Source organism: Olsenella uli, assembly GCF_901212675.1.
Classification (GTDB): Bacteria; Actinomycetota; Coriobacteriia; order Coriobacteriales; family Atopobiaceae; genus Parolsenella; species Parolsenella uli_B.
The window spans coordinates 45,904-69,329 of the sequence record NZ_CAAKOQ010000033.1; the positions used below are offsets into that span (position 1 = coordinate 45,904).

The 23,426-nt window shown below is 67.0% G+C and carries 21 protein-coding genes and 2 pseudogenes; 10 read left to right on the forward strand and 13 right to left on the reverse strand.

Annotated elements, in window-relative coordinates; translation table 11 throughout:
* Position 1: 1 nt before the first annotated feature.
* The 3 genes from EFAMC1_RS04265 to pyrE all read right to left on the reverse strand — a co-directional run bounded on the left by EFAMC1_RS04265 (position 2) and on the right by pyrE (position 2,040).
* Positions 2–808, reverse strand: a complete 807-nt coding sequence (locus tag EFAMC1_RS04265) for a sulfite exporter TauE/SafE family protein (protein WP_154053082.1) — start codon at positions 806–808, stop codon at positions 2–4.
* A gap of 3 nt (positions 809–811) precedes the next feature.
* Positions 812–1,201 carry an arsenate reductase family protein gene (locus EFAMC1_RS04270; protein ID WP_154053083.1) on the reverse strand — a complete coding sequence of 130 codons (390 nt, stop codon included), beginning with the start codon at positions 1,199–1,201 and terminating at the stop codon, positions 812–814.
* A gap of 152 nt (positions 1,202–1,353) precedes the next feature.
* Positions 1,354–2,040 carry an orotate phosphoribosyltransferase gene (gene pyrE, locus EFAMC1_RS04275; protein WP_154053084.1) on the reverse strand — a complete coding sequence of 229 codons (687 nt, stop codon included), beginning with the start codon at positions 2,038–2,040 and terminating at the stop codon, positions 1,354–1,356.
* A gap of 369 nt (positions 2,041–2,409) precedes the next feature.
* On the opposite strand from pyrE, the gene EFAMC1_RS04280 reads away from it, so the two are divergent.
* Positions 2,410–3,660 (forward strand): hypothetical protein, encoded by a 1,251-nt coding sequence (locus EFAMC1_RS04280; RefSeq protein ID WP_154053085.1) that lies wholly within the window; start codon positions 2,410–2,412, stop codon positions 3,658–3,660.
* A gap of 437 nt (positions 3,661–4,097) precedes the next feature.
* Here the strand turns inward: EFAMC1_RS04280 and EFAMC1_RS04285 are convergent, their stop codons facing one another.
* The gene (locus EFAMC1_RS04285) at positions 4,098–4,682 is read right to left on the reverse strand and encodes an aldo/keto reductase (RefSeq protein WP_154053086.1); all 585 of its coding nucleotides are present in this window, start codon (positions 4,680–4,682) and stop codon (positions 4,098–4,100) included.
* Positions 4,683–4,795: 113 nt separating this feature from the next.
* Positions 4,796–5,515: pseudogene (locus EFAMC1_RS11185) on the reverse strand (UxaA family hydrolase); the annotation flags it as partial.
* A gap of 358 nt (positions 5,516–5,873) precedes the next feature.
* On the opposite strand from EFAMC1_RS11185, the gene EFAMC1_RS04295 reads away from it, so the two are divergent.
* The 3 genes from EFAMC1_RS04295 to EFAMC1_RS04305 are packed head-to-tail and all read left to right on the forward strand — an operon-like array spanning position 5,874 to position 7,012.
* Entirely contained in the window at positions 5,874–6,302 is a 429-nt protein-coding gene (locus tag EFAMC1_RS04295; protein ID WP_154053087.1) for a hypothetical protein, read from the forward strand.
* Positions 6,303–6,356: 54 nt separating this feature from the next.
* Complete coding sequence (locus EFAMC1_RS04300; RefSeq protein WP_154053088.1) at positions 6,357–6,806, forward strand: hypothetical protein; 450 nt, start codon at positions 6,357–6,359, stop codon at positions 6,804–6,806.
* Positions 6,788–7,012 carry a hypothetical protein gene (locus EFAMC1_RS04305; RefSeq protein ID WP_154053089.1) on the forward strand — a complete coding sequence of 75 codons (225 nt, stop codon included), beginning with the start codon at positions 6,788–6,790 and terminating at the stop codon, positions 7,010–7,012. Before EFAMC1_RS04300 ends, EFAMC1_RS04305 begins: the two co-directional genes overlap by 19 nt.
* Before the next feature lie 149 nt (positions 7,013–7,161).
* On the opposite strand, the gene EFAMC1_RS04310 is transcribed toward EFAMC1_RS04305, so the two are convergent.
* Positions 7,162–8,307, reverse strand: coding sequence for a CdaR family transcriptional regulator (locus EFAMC1_RS04310; protein ID WP_154053090.1), 1,146 nt, complete (start codon positions 8,305–8,307; stop codon positions 7,162–7,164).
* Between the two features lie 283 nt (positions 8,308–8,590).
* Between EFAMC1_RS04310 and EFAMC1_RS04315 the strand changes: the two genes are divergently transcribed.
* Both EFAMC1_RS04315 and EFAMC1_RS04320 read left to right on the forward strand, forming a co-directional pair.
* On the forward strand, positions 8,591–9,127 hold the full coding sequence (locus EFAMC1_RS04315) for an NAD-binding protein (RefSeq protein WP_154053091.1): 537 nt from the start codon (positions 8,591–8,593) through the stop codon (positions 9,125–9,127).
* A gap of 358 nt (positions 9,128–9,485) precedes the next feature.
* Positions 9,486–10,790, forward strand: coding sequence for an NAD(P)-dependent oxidoreductase (locus tag EFAMC1_RS04320; RefSeq protein ID WP_154053092.1), 1,305 nt, complete (start codon positions 9,486–9,488; stop codon positions 10,788–10,790).
* Between the two features lie 243 nt (positions 10,791–11,033).
* Here the strand turns inward: EFAMC1_RS04320 and EFAMC1_RS04325 are convergent, their stop codons facing one another.
* The 4 genes from EFAMC1_RS04325 to EFAMC1_RS04340 all read right to left on the reverse strand — a co-directional run bounded on the left by EFAMC1_RS04325 (position 11,034) and on the right by EFAMC1_RS04340 (position 15,230).
* Complete coding sequence (locus tag EFAMC1_RS04325; RefSeq protein WP_154053093.1) at positions 11,034–11,807, reverse strand: amino acid ABC transporter ATP-binding protein; 774 nt, start codon at positions 11,805–11,807, stop codon at positions 11,034–11,036.
* Between the two features lie 85 nt (positions 11,808–11,892).
* A complete protein-coding gene (locus EFAMC1_RS04330) occupies positions 11,893–12,546 on the reverse strand; it encodes an amino acid ABC transporter permease (protein ID WP_154053094.1) in 654 nt (217 codons plus the stop codon).
* A 145-nt stretch (positions 12,547–12,691) separates the two neighbouring features.
* Positions 12,692–13,558 (reverse strand): transporter substrate-binding domain-containing protein, encoded by an 867-nt coding sequence (locus tag EFAMC1_RS04335; RefSeq protein ID WP_154053095.1) that lies wholly within the window; start codon positions 13,556–13,558, stop codon positions 12,692–12,694.
* A 250-nt stretch (positions 13,559–13,808) separates the two neighbouring features.
* On the reverse strand, positions 13,809–15,230 hold the full coding sequence (locus tag EFAMC1_RS04340; RefSeq protein ID WP_261981762.1) for an amidohydrolase: 1,422 nt from the start codon (positions 15,228–15,230) through the stop codon (positions 13,809–13,811).
* A 317-nt stretch (positions 15,231–15,547) separates the two neighbouring features.
* On the opposite strand from EFAMC1_RS04340, the gene EFAMC1_RS04345 reads away from it, so the two are divergent.
* The 3 genes from EFAMC1_RS04345 (at position 15,548) to EFAMC1_RS04355 (ending at position 19,389) form a co-directional block, all read left to right on the forward strand.
* Positions 15,548–16,135 carry a glycoside hydrolase family 3 N-terminal domain-containing protein gene (locus EFAMC1_RS04345; protein ID WP_261981763.1) on the forward strand — a complete coding sequence of 196 codons (588 nt, stop codon included), beginning with the start codon at positions 15,548–15,550 and terminating at the stop codon, positions 16,133–16,135.
* Between the two features lie 788 nt (positions 16,136–16,923).
* The gene (gene aspS, locus EFAMC1_RS04350) at positions 16,924–18,693 is read left to right on the forward strand and encodes an aspartate--tRNA ligase (RefSeq protein WP_154053103.1); all 1,770 of its coding nucleotides are present in this window, start codon (positions 16,924–16,926) and stop codon (positions 18,691–18,693) included.
* A gap of 252 nt (positions 18,694–18,945) precedes the next feature.
* Positions 18,946–19,389, forward strand: a complete 444-nt coding sequence (locus tag EFAMC1_RS04355; protein ID WP_154053097.1) for an SGNH/GDSL hydrolase family protein — start codon at positions 18,946–18,948, stop codon at positions 19,387–19,389.
* A 312-nt stretch (positions 19,390–19,701) separates the two neighbouring features.
* Here EFAMC1_RS04355 and EFAMC1_RS04360 read toward each other — a convergent pair whose 3' ends face one another.
* Entirely contained in the window at positions 19,702–21,168 is a 1,467-nt protein-coding gene (locus EFAMC1_RS04360; RefSeq protein WP_187324555.1) for a lipopolysaccharide biosynthesis protein, read from the reverse strand.
* A 189-nt stretch (positions 21,169–21,357) separates the two neighbouring features.
* A pseudogene (locus tag EFAMC1_RS04365) lies at positions 21,358–21,735 on the reverse strand (hypothetical protein); the annotation flags it as partial.
* 120 nt (positions 21,736–21,855) lie between these two features.
* Between EFAMC1_RS04365 and EFAMC1_RS04370 the strand changes: the two are divergent.
* Positions 21,856–22,224 (forward strand): VOC family protein, encoded by a 369-nt coding sequence (locus tag EFAMC1_RS04370; protein ID WP_154053099.1) that lies wholly within the window; start codon positions 21,856–21,858, stop codon positions 22,222–22,224.
* Between the two features lie 42 nt (positions 22,225–22,266).
* On the opposite strand, the gene EFAMC1_RS04375 is transcribed toward EFAMC1_RS04370, so the two are convergent.
* Positions 22,267–23,040, reverse strand: a complete 774-nt coding sequence (locus EFAMC1_RS04375; RefSeq protein WP_154053100.1) for a flavin reductase family protein — start codon at positions 23,038–23,040, stop codon at positions 22,267–22,269.
* Positions 23,041–23,426 lie beyond the last annotated feature (386 nt).

Consider the following 23,426-nt stretch of genomic DNA (forward strand, 5'->3'; position numbering starts at 1 on the left):
ACTAGCCCAGTGCGATGAAGTTGCGTACGCACAGCGCCATGACCACGACGAGCGTGAGCGCGTAGAGTCGGTTGATGCTTCTCACGTCCATCCGGCTCGCCATGCGCTTGCCCGCGATCGAGCCGACCACGGCCATCGACGCCATGGCGACGAGCGTCACCGGGCTGAACTGGGGGACGTTGCCCGAGGCAAGCGTGTACGCAAAGCTCGCCACCTGCGAGAAGGCGATGATGAGGATGGACTCGCGCGCGCCCTCCTTGGTTCCTGACGAGAACAGCAGCGTGAGGATCACGAGGTTGAAGGGGCCGCCGCCGATGCCGAGGAAGGCCCAGAGCGCCCCGGTCACCGCGCCGATGACGGCGCTGGGCACCGCGCCCGAAACGCTCAGCGTGCGGATGCGCGAGCGGTTGAGCGTGTAGACGACGGTGGAGGCGGAGAGCACGAACAGTACGGCCGCCTGCGTGGCACCGATGGCGTTGGCGTTTCCGAGCGACGCCTGGATGGCGTTGAAGGAGACCTTGCCCGCGACGCCGCCGGCCGCCGCGCCGAGCGAGAGCGGGATGGCCGTGGGCGGGTAGGGGTGGCGCGGCGCGTCGGGGTGGCGCAGACGCGCCCAGCCCTCCTGGGCCAGCGTGGCCAGAGACATCGTGAGCACGGTGAGGCTCGAGAGGAAGCTCGTGGTGGACATGCCCATGATGCCGAGGGAGTCGACGATGGGCTTGATGATCACGCCTCCGCCGATGCCGCAGAGCGGACCCAGCGTGGAGGCCAGGAAGCAGACGACGCAGATGATGATGAGGTCGAGCATGTCCTAGCCCTCGATGTCAATGCCGAGGGCCTGCGCCCATGCGGGCTCGCGGAAGCTGAAGACGGCCGTGTCGCCATCGGCGCCGCCGCGCACCACGAGGACCGGGCGCTTCACGAGCATGCCGTCGGTGGCGAGCAGGGCGTAGGCGTCCTCGTCGGCCATGCCGGCGTCGAGCTGCGCCTTTATACCCAGCTCGCGATACTTGGTGCCGCTCGTGTTGAAGAGGCGACGCAGCGGCAGCTCGCCGAGGCCGCGCCACTCGGCGAGCTCGGCGGCGGGGGGGTTGTCGTCGACGATGCTGCGGTCGGTGTAGGCGACGCCGTGCTCGTCAAGCCAGCGCTTGGCCTTCTTGCACGTGCTGCAGCGGGGGTATTCCACGAAGAGGACGTCCATGGGGCTCCTTTGGGAGGGGTGGGTGAGGGATGGGGCGTTCGTGCGGGTGCGGGCCGCGGGCGAGGGTGGCAATGCGCTCGGCGGCGCCGTGCGGGCGCGGGGCCCACGGCCGGCACACGCATGCGAGCGACCCGCGCAAGCAGGTTCAGCCCCTACGCCTCCTTCGCGCCGTACTGCTCGTAGTAGGCGTCGATGCGGGCCTTGAGCTCGTCGTCGATCACGACGCGGCCGGCGACCTCGCGGTCGTAGAGGTGGTCGACCACCTCGGCCATGGAGACGATGCTCGCCACGGGGAAGCCGTAGCGCTCCTGGATCTCGTGCTGGGCGGTGTAGGTGCCGCCCTTGCCAACCTCCATGCGGTTGAGGCTCACGATGAGTCCCTTGACCTCGACCTTTGCCGCGGCCATGAGCTTGGGGTAGGTCTCGTCGATGGACTTGCCCGAGGTGGTGACGTCCTCGACCATCACCACGCGGTCGCCGTCCTTGAGCTCGTAGCCCAGCATGTTGCCCTTGTCGGCGCCGTGGTCCTTGACCTCCTTGCGGTCGGAGCAGTAGCGGGCCTCCTTGCCGTAGAGCTCGCCGAAGGCGATGGCCGTGGCCACGGAGATGGGGATGCCCTTGTAGGCCGGCCCGAAGACCGCGTCGAAGTCGAGGCCGAAGTTGTCGTGGATGGCGCGGGCGTAGTACTCGCCGAGGCGCTTGAGCTGACGTCCCGTGACATAGGCGCCGGCGTTCATGAAAAACGGCGACTTCCGCCCGCTCTTGAGCGTGAAGTCGCCGAACTTCAGCACGTCCGACTCGACCATGAACTCGATGAACTCCTGCTTGTACCGCTCCATGGGCCACCCCTTGCATACGTTTGCATGTGCCCCCAAGCATAGCAGTGGGCGGGGGAGTTCGGGTGCCGGCAGTCGGGTGGTAGGGCGCTCGGGGAGAACGGGGCAAGGCATTTCATTTGGGAGAGTGCCGCCGTCCGGGCACCGGAGCCGAGTCGGGATGGATGGAGTGTTGAGCGACCGAGGCGGGCAAGCCCGGCGGTCCGGCATCCTTTCGGGCCCCGATTCTAAGGCTCCTTCGGCTACCAGGCCCCTCATGCCGCCTGCGGATTGGGCCGGGCTTCTCAAGTTCGTGCCATCGCGCCTCCCCTAGGATGGAACATCACCCGTCTCGCGTCGCTGCGAGGCCCCGACCTCAAGCAAGGAGGCGCCGTGGTCGTACTCTTTGATGTCTCTGCCTGGGAGTATCTGCGCACGCCGCCAATCGTGGCCTCGGTCGACCTCGAGCGGGACGGCCTTGCGGCGACGCTTCCTGAATGCTTGCGTCTGCTCGCCTCCGCGGACTCCCCGCGTAAGAACGCTCGCGAGGCCGAGGCGGCCGTCGTGGGACGTCTGCTTGGTGACCTCAAGGGCTTGTCTCTTCCGGTCCATGTGATGTGCGACGCCCCGTGCAGCGAGCACAGGAGCGACCTTGTGCACGTCCATCGGCTCCCTGCGGGCTTTCCGCGCTCGTATCTGGAGCCTATCGGCGGCGGCCTGCACGTGCCGATGCCCGAGGCGGCCGTGTGCCTTCACGGTCAGCATCGCGGCGTTGCCGCCGTGGCCAAGATGGTCTACGAGGCGTGCGGGGTCTTCGCGCTGTGCCCGCAGAACGAGCGGGTGAGGCTTGCGACCAGGCAGCTCGAGGCCGCAGGGGTGATTGGGCGTGGCCGCATCGCTCCTGACCAGCGAATCTATGCCTATCATGGTGAGGATGGCCGACCCTTGGGATTTCTCGATGGCGAAGGCGAGCCCCTTCCATGGGAGCCCTGCTACGACCGGCGCGGCGTGCTGACGGACCTCTGGCGGAGGCCTCCGCTTACGAGCGTTGAGGCGATCGCGGAGGTCGCTCGGGAGCTGAGGGGCACGCGCTACCTCTCTGCCGTCGAGCGGGCGCTGGGCATGTGTCGCGACGGCGCGGCCTCTCCGGCGGAGGCTAAGGCAGCCATGGTCATGTGCTTTGACGCGCACTCGGGAGGGGAGGGCTGGGGATCTCCCAAGCTCAACATGCGAATTCCGTTCTCTCCTGAGGCCCAGCGGCTGGCGGGTAGGAGTTGCGCCGTGGCCGACTGCCTGTGGGAGCGGGAGAAGGTCGACTTCGAAGTCAACGGCATGGCGTTTCATGCCGACGCCGAGGGCTTTCTCGTGGAGACGGGGCGCCGCCCCGCGCTGGAGAGCATGGGCTACAAAGTCTTCGAGGTGACGCCCGCCCAGATGGCCGACCTCGAGACGTTGGAGACCATGCTCGAGAACTTCTCGAGGCAGACGGGTATGCCACTCAAGAGGCGGACCGTCGCCTTTCTGAAGGCTCGCAAGAGGCTGCACGAGGAGCTCTTCGGCCGACCTTACGAGCCCGTCTGGGACGGCGCGCGCCGTAGAAAGAACGAGCCGAGGAAGGGAATGGGCAGAAGGCGCGGCGCCTGATGCCGGAGTCTGGCGGAAAGGGGGCCTTGTGGCGGCCACATTGGGGAGTCGGGAGGGGCCTGCTTGCAAATCTTATCCGTTATCTAGATTTTTGCGTGGGGTCACAAAGTAGACCCGGTAGGTCCATTTATAAAGTCGCAGGTAAACGGCTTGGCGGTTTTACCCCAAGCGTGCCTCTACTTTGAGAGAGCGGAAAATATCTAGATAACGGAATAGTTTTGCATCGGATGGGCCTTGTGAGGGTCTTTCGGTTGGGTTTGGCCGCCGGGATGGACCGCGTTGGGTAGGGCAAAGCGACGCGGCCGGGCCCGAGGTTGTCTGGCCCGGCCGCATGGGCGGGCTCATGCGTCTGAGCTGCCTCGCGAAAGGCCTGGGTGGGCGCGTCGACCTGGCTTCGCAGGGTCATTGCAGCTGTCCTGTCCCCGCGGACGACGTGGTTACTGCACGTCCAGCGGTACCTTGTGGCTGGGGGCACTCCAGGCGCGGCTGATGAGCGCGAGGTCGTCGTCATCGAGCTCGATGCGCGCGGCTGCGGCGTTCTCGGTGGCGTGCTCGGGCGTGGAGCTTTTGGGGATGGCGATGGTGTGGCCGTCGCGGATGTCCCATGCGAGGATTACTTGCGGCACCGTGGCCCCGTGGCGCCGCGCCACCTCGGCCAGCTCGGGGCTCGAGAACAGGCCGCGCCTGAGCGTCCCCGCCTGCGCGAGCGGGCAGTAGGCCATGAGGGCCACGTCATGCTCGCGCATCCAGGGCAGCAGGTCGTACTCGATGCCGAGCGAGCCGGGGTGGTAGAGCACCTCGTTCACCTGGCAGTGCCGACCCTCCGGGATGCGCCAGAGCTCCTCCATGTCGTCGGTGTCGAAGTTCGAGACGCCCCACGCGCCGATCTTGCCCTCCTCTTCGAGCTCCTCCATGCAGCGCACGGTCTCGCGAAGCGGCACGCCGCCATGCCAGTGCAGCAGGTAGAGGTCGAGGTGGTCGGTGCCGAGGGCCTCGAGCGAGTCGTCGCAGGAGTAGAAGATGTCGGGCTCGCCGGCGTGGGTCGAGGTCGATGGTCTCCTTGGGGCGCTTCTTCATGAACTCGTAGTCCTCGCGGCTCATCCACGGCTCGGCGCTGGTGGAGAATCTGGAGCTTCTTCTCGGCCATCTCCATGATCGCGGAGATCATGGCCTCGAAGCCCTTCTCCTTCTGGAGGATTACGACGTTCTCGGGCGTGTTGTCCTCCGGGTCGAGCAGCATGTCGGTGGTGAACTTCTCGCAGCCGAGGCCCACGCACATCACCTGTCCGCCAAAGTTGGGATGGTGGACGAGGTTGCGCAGGATGCGCTGCGGGATGTAGGCCTCACGCGCGTTGATGGCCACGCCGCAGCCGTAGGCGTGGTTGATGGCCACCACGTCGTTGACGTGCGGGTACTTGGGCAGCAGCTGCTGCTTGATGCGCTGGAGGGCCACGTTCACGACGCCCTCGACGCACTGCACGGTGGTCTGGATGGCGAGGATGTTACGCGTGCCACCAAAGCCGCCGTTGGGGTTCCTGTAGCCGTCCCAGGTGGTCACCGTGGGGTCGGGCAGGTCCTCCATGGGGACGATGTTGGTTCCGTACTCCATCTGGTCGAGCGGCGGCGCCACGGGCAGGTCAATCATGTGCTCGTTGATCCAGCGGCCCTTGGCGATGTCCTCGAGCGCGTGGCCGAGCACCACGCCGTAGCGAACCACGTCGGCACCCTTGGGGATGTCGGTGAGGGCGATCTTGTGCGCCTGCGGCACCTTTTCCACGGTGACGACGCCGTCGAGCACCTCGGTGCCGGGCTCGAGGTCGCGTATCGCGATGGCGACGTTGTCCTCGGGTTTGATCTTGACGCAGAGTCGAGCAGCCGTCCAATCGCCTCCTTTCGTATGGTGAGGGGCGCCTGCGTGCCTGCATGGCCGCGCGCCCCTGGGGCTCTTGCCCCGCCCCCGGCGCTTCCCCGAGCACCTTGTGGCCTAGATGTTAGGGGCCGCCCAGGTGAGGGTGCATGTCCTGAGTACCAATAAGGGCCGATAAACCCTGCCTAAACTGTCCTACCGACCCATGTGTGCGAAAGCCCGCCACACCATCTTGAATGGTGGGGAAACGTGTCGCACCTGTCGGGACGGGGCGGCCGAGGTCGCCTCCCGGAGGCGCGCCGCGCACGGGGTATCTCCGCGGCCGCCTGGAATGGAGGGCGGCACAGTGGCACTGGCAATTCTCGGCTTCGCGACGATGATCATCGTCACCGTCGTGCTTCTCAAGAAGTGGGTGAGCACGCTTCTCGCCTTCACGGTGATCCCGCTTGTCGCGGGCTTCGTCGCGCTGGCGGTCTCGGGCCAAAACCCGTTCTCGATCGACGGCGTCGGCGCGATCGGCGACTGGATCAAGACCGGCATCGGCATGACCCAGAGCATCACGCTGATGATGCTCTTCTCGCCCCCGTACTTCATGCTCATGGCCGACACGGGCCTGTTCGATGACATCGTCATCGCCATCATGAAGCGGGTGAAGATCTCGGCGCCGGTCATCTGCGTGCTTACGGTGGTGGTTGCCTGCATCGTCGAGCTCGACGGCTCCATCACGTCGGTCTTCCTCATCACCGTGCCGCTCATGCTCCCGCTCTACGAATAGCTCCGCATCGACAAGCGCATCCTGCCGTTCCTGATCGCCACCGCGATCCTCATCGTGCGCAACGCCCCGTGGAACCCCAAGATCCTGCGCGCGGCCACGCTCGTGCCCGACCTTCCCAACGCCTCTACGGCTTTGTTCCTCAAGCTCGTTTCCATCCGGGCCTTCATGGTGGTCCTGCTCATCGCCATCGCCGCCTTCTTTGGCGTGCGTGCCCGCAAGGACGCCGGGGGTGGGGTCTCCATCACCAATGAGGAGCTGCTTGCCCAGTTCAAGGACACCGAGCTCACGCGTCACAAGAACTTCGTGTGGAACTTGCTGCTCACCGCGTTCATAATCTTCTGCCTCATCGTGTTCGAGAAGGCCCCGCAGTACGATGTGTTCGCCCTTGGCCTCGTGGTCGCCCTGGCCCTCAACTTCCCGACCTCTCGCAGCAGAACGGGCTGCTCAAGAAGTACGCGGCGTCGCTGTTCCCGGTGTGCCCGGCCGTGCTCCTCTCCGGCGTGATCGTGGGCGTCATGCAGGAGTCCGGCATGCTCGATGCCATGGTCCAGGCCATGATTTCGGTCATCGCCCAGCCGCAGCTCTGCATCGCCACGGACCTTACGGGCATCACGATCGACGAGCACATTACGTTCACGTGGCTCAAGCTCTGGGCCGTCAACATCCTGGTCGTGCTCTTCGGCATCGTGACGAGCGTGTTCATGCCCTAGCGTGCCCGGCGCGCGCGAGCTGCGATCCATCCGGGGGTCGCCGGCTTCGGTCGGCAGCCCCTTTTGCGTGGGGGACGGCTGCATGGCGGCCGCTGCGAGCGGTTCCGGCAGGTGGCGCGCCCGCCCCGCGCCGGCCCCGCCCCGTCTGCCTAGCGGCGCTCGAAGCGCAGGTGGCGGTGCAGGAGGAAGGCCACCGACAGCACCGCGTAGTCGGAGAGCTCGCGCGGGTTGTAGCCGGTCACCCTCGCAATCTTGTTGAGGCGGTTCTGCAGCGTGTTCTTGTGCAGGAAGAGCTCGTCGGCGCAGTGGATGATGCTGCCGTTGTGGCGCGTGTAGGCGTCGAAGACGGTCTGGAACTCGTCAATCTCCACGTCGGTGAGCCCGGAGAAGACGTGACGCTCGAAGCGTTCGGCGTCCTTGGGCGGCACCGCGGTGATGAAGATGCCGTAGTCGAGCTCGTCGTAGCGCGCGAGTGTGCCCGAGCGCGAGAACAGCAGCCAGTCGGCCGCCTTGCAGGCCTCGTCGTAGCTGCGCCAGTAGGTCTCGGGCCTCGTCGCCACGTCGCCGATGCCGCACACGAGCGAGAGGTGCAGACGCTCCTCGCAGTCACGCTGGAGGCCTCGCAGCAGCTTCTGGAGGTCGCGCGAGTCGCCCTCGGCCACGAACATGCAGATGTCCTCGCCCGATATGGAGAAGAAGCTGCTGCCCAGCTGCTGGAGGCGCGCGTAGACGGTGGCGTAGGGGCTCTCCGAGGTGGCGCCCTCGCCGGTCTTGCAGGCCGCGCCGTCGCCCGCCACGAGCCGGCCCACCACGCAGCGCCTCGGCAGCGTGAGGTCGATCTCGAGTACGGAGGCCAGGTAGTTGGTGAGGCTTGGGTCGTGGTGGCGCAGCTTCAGCTGGTCGACGAGGCTCGTCAGACGCTCGCGCTGGTCGAAGCGGGTGATCTGCTCCCAGTTCTCGCGGATGAGGATCTCGGTCATCTTCTTGATGACGTTGCCGAAGGGCTCGACCTCCTCGCGCCGGCCCGTGATGCCGACGACCGCCACCACCGAGTCGTTGAACACCACCGGCACGTTGATGCCGCGCTTGGCGCCCTTGTACTCGTGGTCGTCGTCGGTCGAGATGGTCTGCTTGGTGCGAATCGCGAGGCGCGCGCCGTCGTGGCTCCTCCCCATGCGCCTGCGGGCGGTGCTCGCGATGATCGTGCCCGCGGTGTCGAACAGGCTGATCTCGTGGTTGATGATGCCCTTGAGGTTGGTGACGATCGTCTCGGCGATCTGGGGGTCGAGGTCCATGGCACTCCTTCCCGCGTCCTGCCTGACATGGTACGCGGAACATCGATGCGCCGTCAGCGGCGCCGAGAACTGTGCCGTGGAATATGGGAAGCCCACCCCGCGCCCGTAGAGTACTCAGTAGAACGTTTCCTGGCACGTGCGGTTTGGTCCCAAGCCAAATGGAGGGCAAAATGGTCCCAACTATCGAGCGTATGGAAGTCATTCCGGTCGCCGGCTACGACAGCATGCTGCTCAACCTGGCGGGCGCTCATGGCTCGTTCTTCAGAGGCTGGGCGTCGACTTCATGGACGCCCCGGTCTCCGGCGGCGAGCACAAGGCCATCGACGGCACCATCGCCGTCATGGTGGGCGGCAAGCCCGAGGTCTTCGCCAAGTACGAGGACCTGCTCAAGACCATGGCCCCCACGGTCGCCCTCGTGGGCGGCGTGGGTGCCGGCAACATCACCAAGCTGGCCAACCAGATGATCGTCGCCATCAACATCGCGGCCATCTCCGAGGCCTTCTCGCTCGCCAAGAAGGCCGGCGTCGACCCCGAGAATGTCTACCAGGCCATCCGTAGCGGCCTTGCCGGCTCGGTCGTCATGGACCAGAAGTCCGAGAAGATCTTCCACGGCGACTTAACGCCCGGCTTCCGCATCGAGCTGCACATCAAGGACCTGCAGAACGCCTTCGACACCTCGCACGGCGTCAACGCGAGCGCGCCCTTCACGTCGCTCGCCATGGAGATCATGCAGTCGCTGCGCTCCAGAGGCCACGACAAGGACGACCACTCCGGCATCGCCAAGCGATACGAGATGGTCAACAACTTCAAGCTTCAGTAAGTCGCGTGGTGCGGCCCGCCCTCCTTTGGGCGGGCCGATTTTGTATCTGGCCCGGGATTCTCCGTCTGACGTCGGGCATGCGTCCCGCCGCCCTTCCGGCGGGTGGGACATCGCGAAAAAGATCCGTAGTTGACTAGTAACCCATAGTCATATGTGCCATGATTGCTCCACGAATGGTAGTTTCCAAGCTGTGAGCGGCACAATGACGTGCGCACGACGCCAGATGCCCGCATCCGGTGGTCTCTTTGTGCCGATTGTCCTGGGAGACGGGTTGGGCCAGGAATGACAACGGGGACGTCGCGGGCACATGGGTGCCGGCGGCGCGAGGCGGCGTTCTGCGCCGGAGAGGGGAGCGAGCGTGGCAATTCACATCGTCGAGGAAGCAAACAGGTGCCTGCACTGCAAGCGCCCGATGTGTCAGAAGGGCTGCCCCATCTCCACGAGCATCCCGCAGGTCATCCAGCTGTTCCAGGACGGCAAGATGAACGAGGCAGGCGAGATGCTCTTCGAGAACAACCCGCTCTCCGTCTGCTGCTCGATCGTCTGCAACCACGAGGGCCAGTGCGAGGGTCACTGCATCCGCGGCCGCAAGGACACGCCGGTGCACTTCAGCGCCATCGAGAGCTTCGTGTCCGACCTCTACCTCGATCGCATGGTTGTCGAGCGCAAGCCCTCCAGCGGCCACCGCGCGGCCGTCATCGGCGCGGGCCCGGCCGGCATCACCGTGGCCGTGAAGCTCGCCGCGGCCGGCTGCGACGTCACGATCTTCGACTCCAAGGAGCGCATCGGCGGCGTCATGCGCTACGGCATCCCCAACTTCCGCCTGCCGCGCACCATCCTCGACCGCTATGCCAAGCGCCTCGAGCAGATGGGCATCAAGTTCCGCGCCAACACCACCATCGGCGGCGCGCTCGAGATCCACGACCTGTTCCGCGACGGCTACGAGAGCGTCTTCGTGGGCACGGGCGTGTGGCGGCCCAAGACGCTCGGCATGTACGGCGAGTCACTTGCCAACGTGCACTTCTCCGTTGACTACCTGGCAGACCCGGCCGCCTTCGAGCTGGGCGACACGGTGGCCGTCATCGGCGTGGGCAACTCCGCCATGGACGTGGCGCGCACGGCGCTTCGCCGCGGCGCCCGCCATGTGACGATGTACGCGCGCTCCAAGCACGTCTCGGCAAGCTCCGACGAGCTGGCCTACGCGCAGCTCGAGGGTGCCGACGTCGTCTACGGCTACGCTATTACGATGCTCAACGAGCAGGGCCCCGTCTTCAAGAAGGCCATCTTCGACGAGGATGACAAGGTCGTGGGCTACGAGGACGAGCTCGTGCAGGAGAGCGTCGACTCCACGGTGATCTCGATCTCGCAGGGCCCCAAGAACAAGCTGCTGCTCACCACGCCGGGCCTCGAGGGCAACGACAAGGGTCTGCTCGTGGTGAACGACGACGGCATGACGAGCGTGGACGGCGTCTTTGCCGCGGGCGACGTGGTCTCGGGCTCCAAGACGGTGGTGCACGCGGTGGCCGCAGCCAAGCAGGTGGCCGAGGCGATGCTCGCCTACATGGAGGCGACGCCGGCCGACGGCGAGGCCTGCGAGCTCTGCGAGAGTGCCCGCCTGGAGGGCAGGCACATGCACCACGTCCACAACACCGAGGACCTGTAGGTTCCTGCCCCGGGCCGGCGCGGCGGCTGCCACGGTTGCCGCGCCGGCCCGGTGGTGGCCACGGCGACGCCCGGCCGGCCGTCGCGGCCAGACGCCTTCCCCACAAACCTCCTGCCGGCCCCCTCTACCAGCCCTCCTCACCAACAAAGCGTGCAATTTGGTCACTTGAGCGGCCCGAATCGGGGTCTCAAGTGACCAAATTGCACGCTTTGTTTGCTGACTCGGCGTCGGGCGGAATGGCCCCTACCCGCTGTACCTCGCGAGGAACTCCTTGGTGCGGGCCTCGCGCGGGCTGCCGAAGACCTGCTCGGGCGAGCCCTCCTCCACGATGCGCCCGCCGTCCATGAAGACGACGCGGCTCGCCACGTCGCGCGCGAAGGCCATCTCGTGCGTGACCACCACCATGGTGGTGCCCTCCTCGGCAAGCTGGCGCATGACCTTGAGCACCTCGCCAGTGAGCTCGGGGTCGAGCGCGCTCGTGGGCTCGTCGAAGTAGAGGATGCTGGGGTTCAGGCAGAGCGCCCGGGCGATGCTCGCACGCTGCTGCTGGCCGCCGGAGAGCTCACAGGGCACCTTGTCCTCGTTGCCGGCCAGGCCCATCTTGGCGATGAGCTCGCGGGCCTGGGCCTCGACCTCCTCGCGCGGGCGCCTCTGCACCACGAGCGGCGCGTCCATGACGTTTTTCATCACCGTCATGTGCGGGAACAGGTTGAACTGCTGGAACACGAGGCCAAAGCGCGAGCGCGCCTGGGCGAGCGTGGCCTTGTCGCCGTAGGTGGCCGAGCCGCCCTCGCCGGAGCGCGCCACGGCTAGGTCGCCGTACCACAGCTCGCCGGCGTCGAGGCGCTCGAGCAGCGTCATGCAGCGCAAGAGCGTCGACTTGCCGCCGCCCGACGGGCCGATGATCGCTACGACCTCGCCGGGGGTGACCTCGAGCGTGATGTCCCTCAGCACGTGGTTGTCGCCAAAGCTCTTGCTGGCGTGCTCGAGGCGAACGAGGGGATTTGCTTCGGACATGTGAGTGACCTCCGTGTGGGGGTGGGAGCCGGCGGCACGGCCACGGCGTCGGGGCCGCAGCCTGCGTCCGTGCCCGCCTCCCAGCCTAGTCGTGGTAGTAGTCCATCTTCTTCTCGACGGCGCCCAGCGCGAGCTCGACCAGGAAGTTGAAGACCCAGTAGAACGCGGCGGCGATGGCAAACGGCACCATGCTCACCTGCGAGGCCACGAGCGCCTTGGCCGTGGAGAACATCTCGGCCACGCCGATGGAGAAGGCAAGCGACGTGTCCTTCACGAGGGTGATGATCTCGTTGCCCATGGCCGGGATGATGCGTTTGGCCACCTGCGGCGCCACGATGCGCCAGAACGTCTGGGAGCGCGAGTAGCCGAGCACCTCGGCCGCCTCGTACTGGCCGCGCGGGATGGACTGGATGCCCGAGCGGTAGATCTCGGCGAAGTAGGCGGCGTAGTTGAGGATGAACGCCACGATGCACGCCTGCCACTTGGAGTCGGGCGTGAGCTGGATGCCAAAGACGTAGTAGGGGGCAAAGTAGATGGCGAACATCTGCAGCATGAGCGGGGTGCCGCGCAGCACCGAGATGTAGGCGCGCGCGACCCACGAGAGCAGGCGGATGCGGCTCATGCGGGCGAGAGCCACCGGGATGGCGAGCGGGATCGACCCCACGAGCGTGAGCAGAAAGATCTGCAGGGTCGTGCCAAATCCGGAGACGAGCATCCCCGTCATGGTCGTGATGTCCAACGGTTCCTCCCTGGGCTGTTACGCGCGTCACGCTTTCTTCCGTATGATTCGTCACATTTCGTGGGAAATGTGACGAATCATACGGAAGAAAGTGACAACGGAGCCCCGGCGCGCGCGGGCGCCGGGGCAATCGGGTCGAGGCAGCCTACTTGAGCTGCCAGTTGTCGTACGAGATGCCGTAGCTCGAGTACTTGTCGCAGAGCTGCTTCACGAAGCCGTCAGCGTCCATGGCCTTGAGCGTCTCGGTGACCTTGTCGGCCAGCGCCTGGCTGCCCTTCTTGAAGCCCACGGCGTAGTGCTCGGTCGAGAGGGCCTCGTCGAGCTGCTTGTAGGCATCGGGCTTGGCCGAGATCTGGTACTGCGAGATGGACAGGTCGCACGCCACGGCGTCGACGGCACCGCTCTCGAGCTGCATGAACGCGGTGTTGTAGTCGCCGATGGTGTCGAGCGTGGCAAACGTGGCAGCCACGTCGGCCTTGTCGCCCTCGAGGACCTCCTGCGCGGCGGAGTCGGTCTGGGTGATGACGGTCTTGCCCGCGAGGTCGGCGAGGCTGTTGATGCCGGAGTCCTTCTTCACCACGACCACCTGGCCGTTCAGCATGTACGGCTCGGAGAAGGTATAGTCGTTCTCGCGGCCCTCCATGGTGAAGCCGTTCCAGATACAGGTGATGGCGCCCGAGTTGAGCAGGGTGTCCTTGGCGTCCCACTCGATGGGCTCGTCCTTGACCTCCCAGTTGTTGCGCTTGCAGACCTCGGCGGCGAGGTCGAGGTCGAAGCCGGTGAACTGGCCGTCGTCGCCCACGAAGCCGTAGGGCGGGTAGGCCTGGTCGAAGCCCACGGTGAGGGTGGCGATGTCGGCCGAGGCGTCGCCGTCCGCGGCGGCCGCGCTCGTGGCCGCAGAGGTGGAGGCGGCAGCGGCTTTGTCGCTGGAGCCGCCACAGCCCACGAGGGCGAGGGCGCTCGAGCCGGCGAGCGTGGCGCACAGGGTGACGAAGCTTCTTCTGGTGAGCATGGGAGCCTTCCTTCCGTTTGGTGGCGACCACTTTAGCACGATAAAGTGAGGACGGCAAGACTTTAGCGGAATAAAGTGGGCGGGGCGGGTGAGGAGGGCTGGCGGGGCAGGGCAGACTGGCCGGGAAAGGCGCGCGGGCTGGGCAGGGCAGGCCGGCCTGCAGGACGGCCGCCTAGGAAAGGCGCGCGGGCCGGGCGGGGTAGCTTCCCCACCCGGCCCGCGCCTCTCGTTCCCGCCGTCGTTGTCGCCGCTACTGCGCCAGGTAGTCGGCCGCGTACTGCGCGGCGAGCATGGTGCCGCGGATGAACACGCGCTCGTCCGGGTCGTACTTGGGGCTGTGCTGCGGCCACACTTTGCCGTTCTTGTCGGCCGTGCCCGAGCCCAGGAACACGAATACGCCGGGCCTCCTCTTGAGGTACTCCGAGAAGTCCTCGCCCGGCATCGAGCCGCGGTACTTCACGAGCGCGTCGGCGCCCAGCACCTCGGTGGCCGCGCGGGCGCAGAGCTCGCTCGCCTCGGGCGTGTTCACCACGGTCGAGTGTGCCACCTCGTAGCTGAGCGTGGCGGTGCAGCCGTAGGCGGCGGCGGTGTCCTGCGCCATGCGCTCCATGAGCTGGGGGATGCGCTTGTGGGCGGCCTCGTGGAAGGTGCGCACGGTGCCCTCCATCCAGGCCGATCCCGCCATGACGTTTCTCGCCGTGCCGCCGTGGAACTGGCCCACCGTGACCACCGCCGGCTCGAACGGGCTCATGTTGCGCGCCACGATGGCCTGCAGGCTCTGCACGATGGCCGCCCCCGCCAGCACGGCGTCGGCGCCCTGGTTGGGCATGGCGCCGTGGGCGCCGCGGCCGGTCACGTCGATACGCCACCAGTCGGTCGCCGCCATGCGCGGGCCCGTCTCGCAGCTGATCTTGCCGGCGGGCACGTCGCTCCAGATGTGCTGGCCCCACACGCTGTCCACGCCCTCGAGCACGCCGCAGTCGATCATGGACTTGGAGCCGTTGCCGCCCTCCTCGGCCGGCTGGAACACGAGGCGGATCTCGCCGTGCAGCTCGTCGGTCATGCGTGAGAGCATGCGGGCGGCGCCCAGCAGCATGGCGCCGTGGCAGTCGTGGCCACAGGCGTGCATGCAGCCGGGATTCTGGGACTGGAAGGGCTCGCCGGTCTGCTCGGTCACGGGCAGGGCGTCGATGTCGGCGCGCATCATGAGGCGCAGACGCGGGGTGCCGTCGGGCTTGTAGGCGTCCGGGGCGGTGCCGCGCAGGGTCGCCACCACGCCGGTCTCGCGCGGGCGCTCGTAGGGGATGCCCATCGCGTCCAGCTCGGCGCAGATGTGCTCGGTGGTGTCGAACTCCTTGTAACCAAGCTCGGGGTGCTCGTGGAGCCAGCGGCGCTGCGAAATCACGTAGTCCGAGGTCTCGGGGGCCATGGCGTGGATGAGGTCGGCCACGCGGTTTGCCTGGTCGGAGTGGGCGAGGCGGTCCTTGGCCGTGCGGGCGATGGCGCCCAGGGCCTCGCGGGCCTGCGCGTGGGCGGCGCGCTTGATCTCGCCGCGGGCCTTGATGCGCGACGAGGCGCTGGACTTGGGCGTGGCGGTCGCGGGCGTGGCGTGGCCCCGCGCGGCGCCGTCCGTCGCGTTGGTGTCGGGCGAGCTGTCGGTGTGTGGGCTCATCTGGACTCCTTAGTTGTCTGCGTTTAACGGCAGGTTAGCACGCCCGCGGCCCTGACGAGCGGATTTGCCTCATCACGTGTTTGAAAGGAAGCCGGGGTCGGCGGGCTGGCCGCGCGTGGGGGTGCCGGCGGGCTTGGCTGGGGTGTCGGTGTGCCCCGTTCAACCGGCGTGTCTCAATCGGTGTGTCCCACCCGACAGGCGTGCCCCGCTCAACAGGCGCGTTCCATCCAACCGGCGCGCCCCACCCAACAAGCCCGGAAGGCGAGGGGGCCCATGCAGGTCAAGGTCACGAGGCGAGAGGCGCTGCGGACGCCGACGTGCTCACCAACCCCGACAACACCGCCATCGGCGCGAGCTCGTTCGGCTCGGACCCGGCGCTCGTGTCCAAGATGGTCACGGCCGAGGACAAGGCCATGCTCCCCACGGGCGTGCTGCCCTGCGCCAAGCACTTCCCCGGCCACGGCGACACGGCGGCCGACTCGCACACAGGCAAGGCCGTCTCGACGCACACCCTGGACGAGCTCGAGGTCTGCGAGTACAAGCCGTTCCGCGCCGCGATCGCGGCGGGTGTTCCGATGGTCATGGTGGGCCACATCAAGACGCCCAACGCCGCGGCCGATGACCTCCCCGCCTCGCTCTCGCCGTTCGTGATTGGCAAGACGCTCCACGACGAGCTGGGCTTTGATGGCGTCATCATCTCGAACTCGTTCTCGATGGGCACCGTGACGCAGTACTTCGGCCCGGCCCGCGCCGCCGTGCGTTTCCTCGCCGCTGGCGGCGGCATGGTCCTCATGTCCGAGAGCCTCTCGGACGCCGTGAGCGGCGGCACCCTCTCCTCCGACCGCATCGACGAGTCCTGCCTCCGCATCCTCAAGGCCAAGCAAGCCGTCGGCCTGCTCGGTTAGGACGCGCCTGCGGGCCCATGCGTTGCTGTCCGCGTGTTGCGGCCGTCGCTTGCCTCGCGGCCTCCCTCCGCAAACCGTGCAATTTGGTCACTTGATGCCCGGATTCTCGCCCGACAAGTGGCCAAATTGCACGTGCCGTGACGGGGCCGCATTGTCTGGTGTCTCCGCGGAAACGTGTGTTTCCGCGCCCAAATCCCAGTTCCCAGCCTCTAAGATTCGCTGCCTTTGGAGGCCTCCGGCGAATCCATAATCGAAGCGGTTCCGGAATTTTGCAGTTCTTTCCCGCTCGGCAATATATAGGTCCCCGCGCCGGGAGAAAAACCGCAGGTGAGCCGAGGCCCAGATCCTCGGCTACTTTCCCAGCGAGCCAAGAACTGCAAAATAGCGGCATCACTCCCGTCCAGACGACCCGAGGCGGACGGATTCGCCCCCAAAACCCTCTCATGATTCCCGCCAAGGCCCTTACGCGGACGGGCCAGGGGCGCTCTCAGCGCCGGGGGGAGGGGCACCGCCATCGCGAAGGCGGCCACGACAAAAGGCCCGCCCACCTCGACCCGCCGGCCAACGCCACCTCTCGCGTCCACCCGCTGCGCTATGATGTGGGGCCGTGCGAACGCTCGCGCTGTCTACGCTACCGTTCGCCGGCTGGCCCTTGCCATCCGCACCGGCACGGGATGGCACAGACGAGAGGAATCCCACACATGCAAGAAACCAGCACCACCGCAGCCGAGCGCGTCGAGGCCGAGGCCCACGAGGCCACCTTCACCTCGCCCGAGGAGCTCGTGCCCATGCACGAGCACTCGCTGCACACGCGCACCGCCGGCGAGCTCCGCCGCGAGAACATCGGCGAGGAGGTCACGCTCACCGGCTGGGTGTGGCGTCGTCGCGACCACGGCGGGCTCATCTTTGTCGACCTGCGCGACCGCACCGGCATGACGCAGTGCACCTTCGACCCCGAGCACTCCGGTGGCACCGCCTTCCACGCGGCCGAGGTCATCCGCCCCGAGTGGCCCATCCTGGTCAAGGGCGTCGTGCGCGGCCGTGACGCCGAGACCGTCAACCCCAAGCTCCCCACCGGCGAGGTCGAGGTCCGCGTCGACGCCATCGAGGTGCTCAACCGCTCCAAGACGCCGCCCTTCCAGATCGAGGATGGCATCGACACGTCCGAGGACACGCGCCTGCGCTACCGCTACCTCGACATCCGTCGCCCGGAGATGATGAGCCACCTCAAGCTCCGCTCCGACTTCACCTTCGCCATCCGCGAGGCGCTGCACAAGCGCGCCTTCATGGAGGTCGAGACGCCGAGCCTGTTCAAGTCCACGCCCGAGGGTGCGCGCGACTTCCTCGTGCCCTGCCGCATCCAGCCGGGCCACTTCTACGCACTGCCGCAGAGCCCGCAGCTGCTCAAGCAGCTGCTCATGGTGGGTGGCGTCGAGCGCTACTACCAGGTGGCCAAGTGCTTCCGCGACGAGGACCTTCGCGCCGACCGCCAGCCCGAGTTCACGCAGGTCGACATTGAGATGAGCTTCGTCGACCAGGACGACGTCATGGGCGCGCTCGAGGACGTGCTCAAGGACGCGTTCGGCCGCATGGGCGTCGAGCTGCCCACGCCGCTGCGCCGCATCTCGTACTGGGACGCGATGGACACCTACGGCATCGACAAGCCCGACACGCGCTACGGCATGCACCTCGTCGACGTCACCGACGTGTTCAAGAACTCCAAGTTCAAGGTGTTCTCCGGCGCCGCCAACAAGGAGGGCTCGGTCGTCAAGTGCATCAACGCCAAGGGCGCCGGCAGCTGGCCCCGCGCGCAGATCGACAAGCTCGAGCCCATCGCCGAGACGTTTGGCGCCAAGGGTCTGGCCTGGATCGCCTTCCGTGAGGACGGCTCGATCAACTCGCCGATCGTCAAGTTCTTCTCCGACGAGGAGATGGCCGAGCTCCGCAAGCGCGCCGAGGTGGAGCCGGGCGACCTCGTGATGTTCGCCGCCGGCCCGCGCCTTGCCTCCGACGAGATTCTCGGCGGCATGCGCTGCCACATGGCCGACGCCCTCGACGTCCCTCGCGAGGGGCACGACTTCCTGTGGGTCGTCGACTTCCCGCTGTTCCACTGGGATGACGAGCGCAAGGCCTACGCCTCCGAGCACCAGCCGTTCACGCAGCCGGTCGAGGAGGACATCGACCGCCTCGACACCGACCCGCTGTCCGTGGGCAGCCACACCTACGATTTCGTCATGGACGGCTTCGAGGCCGGCGGTGGCGGCATGCGTATCCACAACGCCGAGCTGCAGGAGAAGATCCTCGAGCTGCTGGGCTTCACGCCAGAGCGCGCGCAGGAACAGTTCGGCTTCGTGATGGAGGCGCTGCAATTTGGTGCGCCTCCCATGGGCGGCTTTGCGCTGGGCCTCGACCGCGTGTGCATGCTGCTCACCGGATCCGACTCGATTCGCGACGTCATGGCGTTCCCGAAGACGGCGAGCGGCAGCGACCTCATGAGCGATGCGCCGAGCGAGGTCTCGGCCAAGCAGCTCAAGGAGGTCAGCATCCGGCCGCTGTAGGCGCGTGGGCGCCGCGGCCTTGCCCTGGGCTCAGACGGTCCTCGACGCGCGAGGCACGTCTGCGGAACTCGCCCCGAGCAAGGCCGCACCGCCGCCTCCAGGCCGGGCTTTTGGCGGCGGGCTCTTGATTGTGACGGGTCCGTCGCTCGTTCTTTGTTCTCTTGGGAGAGCCTCCGGTGGGGGCTCTTTTGCTGCTGGAGGGTGCGCGTCGTTCGCTACGTTGTTTGCCCAGATGGCGGCCTGTTTCTGTCGGTGGTCGTTGGGTATGTGGTCGCGCGCCTCAAGTTCATGGACGACGGGTTCGACAACCAGCTCTCCAAGCTCGGCCTCAACGTGACGCTGCCGTGCATACTCGTGGCGTCGGCCTCCACCTCCGACGGCCTCCTCGACGCGGCCATCTCGATGGATCTGCTCAGCCTCTCGACGCTGGGGTTCGAGCGCTATCCGGACGCCGACGTTGTGCTTGTGACCTCGGCAAAGACCGGCGGCATGCCGGCCGAGGGGCTTCCCGCCTTCTTCGAGCGAAACGCCGCCGGGCTCGTCCAGGCAGACTATGCGAGCACCCTGCGCGACGTGGCGGGCTGGTACGGGCTCCCCGTCTTGGACCTCTTTGCCGAGAGCGGCATGACCGCGCTCACCGCCGCGCACAAGCCGCGCCTCATGCCCGATGGCCTGCACTTCAGCCCCGCCGGCTAAGAGCGCCTCGCCCGCCGCATCGCCAGCGAGCTCCTCCGCGTGGCTGCCTTCTGACATTTGATGTTGCATTGAGGGCCCGCCCGGTGCCACCCTCATACGACGGGCACTGGCCGTGTCTCGTGCCGGTTATCTCGAAGGTAGCGGTTTCCCCAGTTACGGCCTCGATTCTGACGGCTTAACTGGGTAAATCGCTACCTTCGACGGTTTTCGACAAACAGGAGGCTGGCATCTAGCAGGAAAGGGCCCGGCCTGCCAGGAAGGGACCCCGGCGCCTGCCAGGAAGGGACCCCCGCGCCTGCCACCTCTTGCCCGCTATTCCTCCGCGGCCTTGCGGCGGCTCCGCAGGTCGTGCAGGCTTTCGGAGAGCTCGGCATGGATGCTCAGGTACTCGGTCACGAGCAGCACGAGCAGGATGCACATCACGATGAGGTAGCCAAGCACCGCGCCCGTAAGCCCCGTGAACCCGATGAGCAGCGGCGGGATGAAGAGCGAGAAGCCCAGCGTGAGCAGGTAGACGCGGGTGACGGCCCTCTGGCGGCGCAGCACCGTGATGATCTGGTACAGGAAGTCGATTGCCGCGCACACGCCGCCCGTGGCGACCATCACGTAGCAGAGCCCCCGGAACTGCTCGAAGTCCACGCCGTAGAGGAAGCTCATGATGGGGATGCCCACGGTCCCCATGAACGCCGCCACACCGGCCGTGAGCGCCACGATCACGGCAAGCACCGCGATGACGATGAGGTCGAAGCGCACCCGGCGCTTCGGGTCGGCCCAGATCTCGGCGAGGCGCATGAGCTGCGGCTTGTAGATGAAGCCGATCACCATGATGATGATGTGCGCCGGGCTGAACAGCGCGTTGAAGTAGAGCTGGTCGGCGTAGGGGAGCACGCCCTCCATCGAGAACTTGGGCATGTTGTCGATGAGGTTGTAGAGGAACAGCGCCACGAACAGCGGGAAGCACTGCACGAACAGGTCGCGCACGCCCGCAAGCGACAACGTGGTGCTCTTGGGCGTCTCGAAGAACGTGAGTGGCAGCGTCAGCAGCACGAAGCTCGCGATGGCGCCCACGGCCATGGCGATGCCCGCCACGCCCAGGTCGTGCGAGAAGAAGATGAGCGCCGTGTAGCCCACGATGACGGCAGCCGAGCGCAGCGCCTGCGAGATGCCGGCGAGGTAGAGCTTGTCCATCTGCTGGAGGCGCCCCTCGTAGACGTCGGCAAGCCCGTCGACGGCGCGGTAGACGAACATCCCCATCGACAACGTGAACATCTGGGCGTCGTAGCCGCGCAGCGTGCAGTACAGAAAGCCCACGACGAGCATGGCCGCGCACGTGAGCAGGCGGTTTGCCTGGTAGTCGGCAAAGGAGTGCGTCTCGTCGATGTCGGAGACCTGGAAGGTGCGCACGCCGTAGTTGGCGACGAAGAGCAGAAGCGTGCCCGTGACGAACGCCATCGAGAAGCGGCCGGCGGCGTCCACGTCGATGAGCTGTGTGGTCACGATCGACAGGATGGGAAAGACCACGCCCCAAGCGCCCAGGCCCACGGAGTTCCAGATGTAGTCGCGCGTGGTCTCGTGGGCGGCGTACTGCTCGGTCTGGCTCGAGAGCGAACCCGAGTAGACGGCGCCGATGAGGCGGTCCCACCACCCGCCGACGAGCCGGGCCACGCGGCTGGGCTTCCTGGGCTTTCGCGGCGGCCTGGGCTCGCTCCTGAAGCGGGTGCCGCCCGTGTGGCCGGTGTCGCTCTGGTCGAAGCGCGTGCCCTGCGCGGCGCGCGCCATAGCGTCCTGCCTGTCCTTGCGGCCCAGCGGCGACGTTATGCCGGGCCTCTTCCCAAACGGATTGCGTGGCATCGAAAAAGTCCCCTCGTCGAGTTGGGACTCATTCTAGCGAAGGGCTCTGGAGGGGTTCCGGAGGGCGACTGCGTGCTGCGGGTGACGGCTGTCCCGGAAGCTGTCACCCGGCGACCGTCACCCCTCAGCGTCCAGGACAAGCCGCGTGCGCGCGCGAATCCGCAGCCTGGCGGGAACGAGCCGCCCCTGCCTATCGCCGTCGGGGTCGCCGATGCGTTCGAGCATGAGACGCGCGGAGTTGCCCGCATAGCCCCGGGTGAAGAGGGCGCCCCTCCCAAAGCCCTGCCCGCGCAGGTGGCGCATGAGCTCGAGGGCGGGCGTGCGGTAGTCGCTCGTGACGATGTCAAAGCCATGGCCCCGGACGAGGCGGTCGACGAGCACCACGGGTGTGCCCGCGTCGGCAAGCCCGACGAGCTCGGGGCTCTCGTCACCAGCGGCGTTGACGATGAGGCCGTCCACCTGGCGACTCGCGAACGACTCGACCAGCGCCTGCTCGGTGGCACTATATGCATGATGAGACTGCCCGGGGCAACGGTCACATCCCCCGCCCGCGCAAAGGTACTATGTCCCAGAGGTGTCTTTGGGCGCCGACAAACACCGACAGGGGAGGAACACATGCGTGCAAAGATGGTGCACGACTGCATCCACGTGCTCGACCGCGACAAGTCCATCGCGTTCTACGAGAAGGCGTTCGGCCTCGAGGTCAAGCGTCGCAAGGGCCCCGAGGACGGCTCCTGGGAGATCATCTTCATGGGCAACGACGAGAGCGACTTCGAGCTCGAGCTCACCTGGAACAAGGGCCGCGTGGAGCCCTACGACAACGGCGGCGAGGACACGCACCTGGCCTTTGCCGTGGACGACATGGCCGCCGCCCGCAAGCTCCACGAGGAGATGGGCTGCGTCTGCTACGTAAACGAGTCCATGGGCATCTACTTCGTCGAGGACCCCGATGGCTGCTGGCGCGAGGTCGTGCCGGCCAAGTAGGCCCTTGCTCGAGGATGGCGGGTGCCGTGCGTCCGCCGCGTGCTAGGCCCGGTGGCCCCTGCCGCGATTGCGGTGCGGGCTGCCGGGCCTCGTGCCACCCGGCCCCGCGCCGCTGCTCCTGCCCCAGGGCTCCCGGCCCCTGCCTCGCGTGCCTGGGTTTTCGGCGGACGGTCCCTTCGGGCCTCGCCCCTTGCCTTGCCCCTTGCCGCGCGCGGGCGCGGTGCCCCTCGTACGCTGTGCCTTCGCATCAGACCGCCTGCGCACGCTGTAGCCAAACGTCCCCAGCACGCGCCCCAGCTCGAGGTACTCGCCGTGCGAGTAGGCGATGAGCCCCGCGCGGTCCAGGTCGAGCCTGCCCTTGGCGTCGAGCAGGGCCTCCTCGACCTGGACGGCCTCGACCGTGGCAAGAAACATGTGGTGGCTGCCCAGCTCGAGCACCTGGCTCACCTTGCACTCGATGGAGACGGGCGCCTCGGCGATGGCCGGTGCAAGTTCGAGCGACGAGGCCGGGGCCTTCGTGATGCCGCACTCCTCCCACTTGTCGTGGTCGCGCCCGGAGCGCACGCCGCACCAGTCACAGGCCCGCGCGAGGCGGGTACCCACGAGGTTTACCACGAACTCGCCGCTCTCGCGGATGATGTGGTAGCTGTGCCGTTCTGGTCGTATTGAGACGGAAAGCATGGGCGGGTTGGTGCAGACCGTGCCCGTCCACGCAACCGTGACGATGTCCGACTCTCCCGCGGCGTTGGCGCAGCTCACCATCACCACTGGCAGCGGGTACAGCATGTTCCCGCCCCGCCACGTCTGCTTTGCCATGCGTCTCCCTCTGCCCTCGCCGCTTCCCATATATCTCATCCATTATCACGGAGGAGCTCATTCGTGGACGGCTCCGTTTTGGGCTCCCGTCATTTGGGCTGCTCCCGCTCCTCCAGCCTTCCCCGCGATCGGTTTTCGCGATTCGCGCCACGGATACGAAGTTTGTGGGACACCAAGGTCCCTTCGCCGGCCCCCGCGGCCCCACCCGCGGCGCACGGGGCCGCCGGTACGATCGCCCCACCAGGGGTTATCCCGCGCTCGTCCCGGCGGCGGTGCCGAGCGTCGCCCCCGGCCTGGGGCGGGCCGTCCCACAAACCGCGCTTCCGTGGCGGGGATCGTGGGATCCGGTCGCAAGGCGCCCCGCGGGCCCCCGCCTCCCGACTTGT

Coding starts and splice junctions, on each gene's coding strand:
- aspS (WP_154053103.1), top strand. CDS start 16,924: ATGCACGAGCACTCGCTGCACACGCGCACCGCCGGCGAGCTCCGCCGC.
- pyrE (WP_154053084.1), bottom strand. CDS start 2,040: ATGGAGCGGTACAAGCAGGAGTTCATCGAGTTCATGGTCGAGTCGGAC.
- EFAMC1_RS04370 (WP_154053099.1), top strand. CDS start 21,856: ATGCGTGCAAAGATGGTGCACGACTGCATCCACGTGCTCGACCGCGAC.
- EFAMC1_RS04335 (WP_154053095.1), bottom strand. CDS start 13,558: ATGCTCACCAGAAGAAGCTTCGTCACCCTGTGCGCCACGCTCGCCGGC.
- EFAMC1_RS04340 (WP_261981762.1), bottom strand. CDS start 15,230: ATGAGCCCACACACCGACAGCTCGCCCGACACCAACGCGACGGACGGC.
- EFAMC1_RS04310 (WP_154053090.1), bottom strand. CDS start 8,307: ATGGACCTCGACCCCCAGATCGCCGAGACGATCGTCACCAACCTCAAG.
- EFAMC1_RS04315 (WP_154053091.1), top strand. CDS start 8,591: ATGGACGCCCCGGTCTCCGGCGGCGAGCACAAGGCCATCGACGGCACC.
- EFAMC1_RS04360 (WP_187324555.1), bottom strand. CDS start 21,168: ATGGCGCGCGCCGCGCAGGGCACGCGCTTCGACCAGAGCGACACCGGC.
- EFAMC1_RS04375 (WP_154053100.1), bottom strand. CDS start 23,040: ATGGCAAAGCAGACGTGGCGGGGCGGGAACATGCTGTACCCGCTGCCA.
- EFAMC1_RS04270 (WP_154053083.1), bottom strand. CDS start 1,201: ATGGACGTCCTCTTCGTGGAATACCCCCGCTGCAGCACGTGCAAGAAG.
- EFAMC1_RS04325 (WP_154053093.1), bottom strand. CDS start 11,807: ATGTCCGAAGCAAATCCCCTCGTTCGCCTCGAGCACGCCAGCAAGAGC.
- EFAMC1_RS04265 (WP_154053082.1), bottom strand. CDS start 808: ATGCTCGACCTCATCATCATCTGCGTCGTCTGCTTCCTGGCCTCCACG.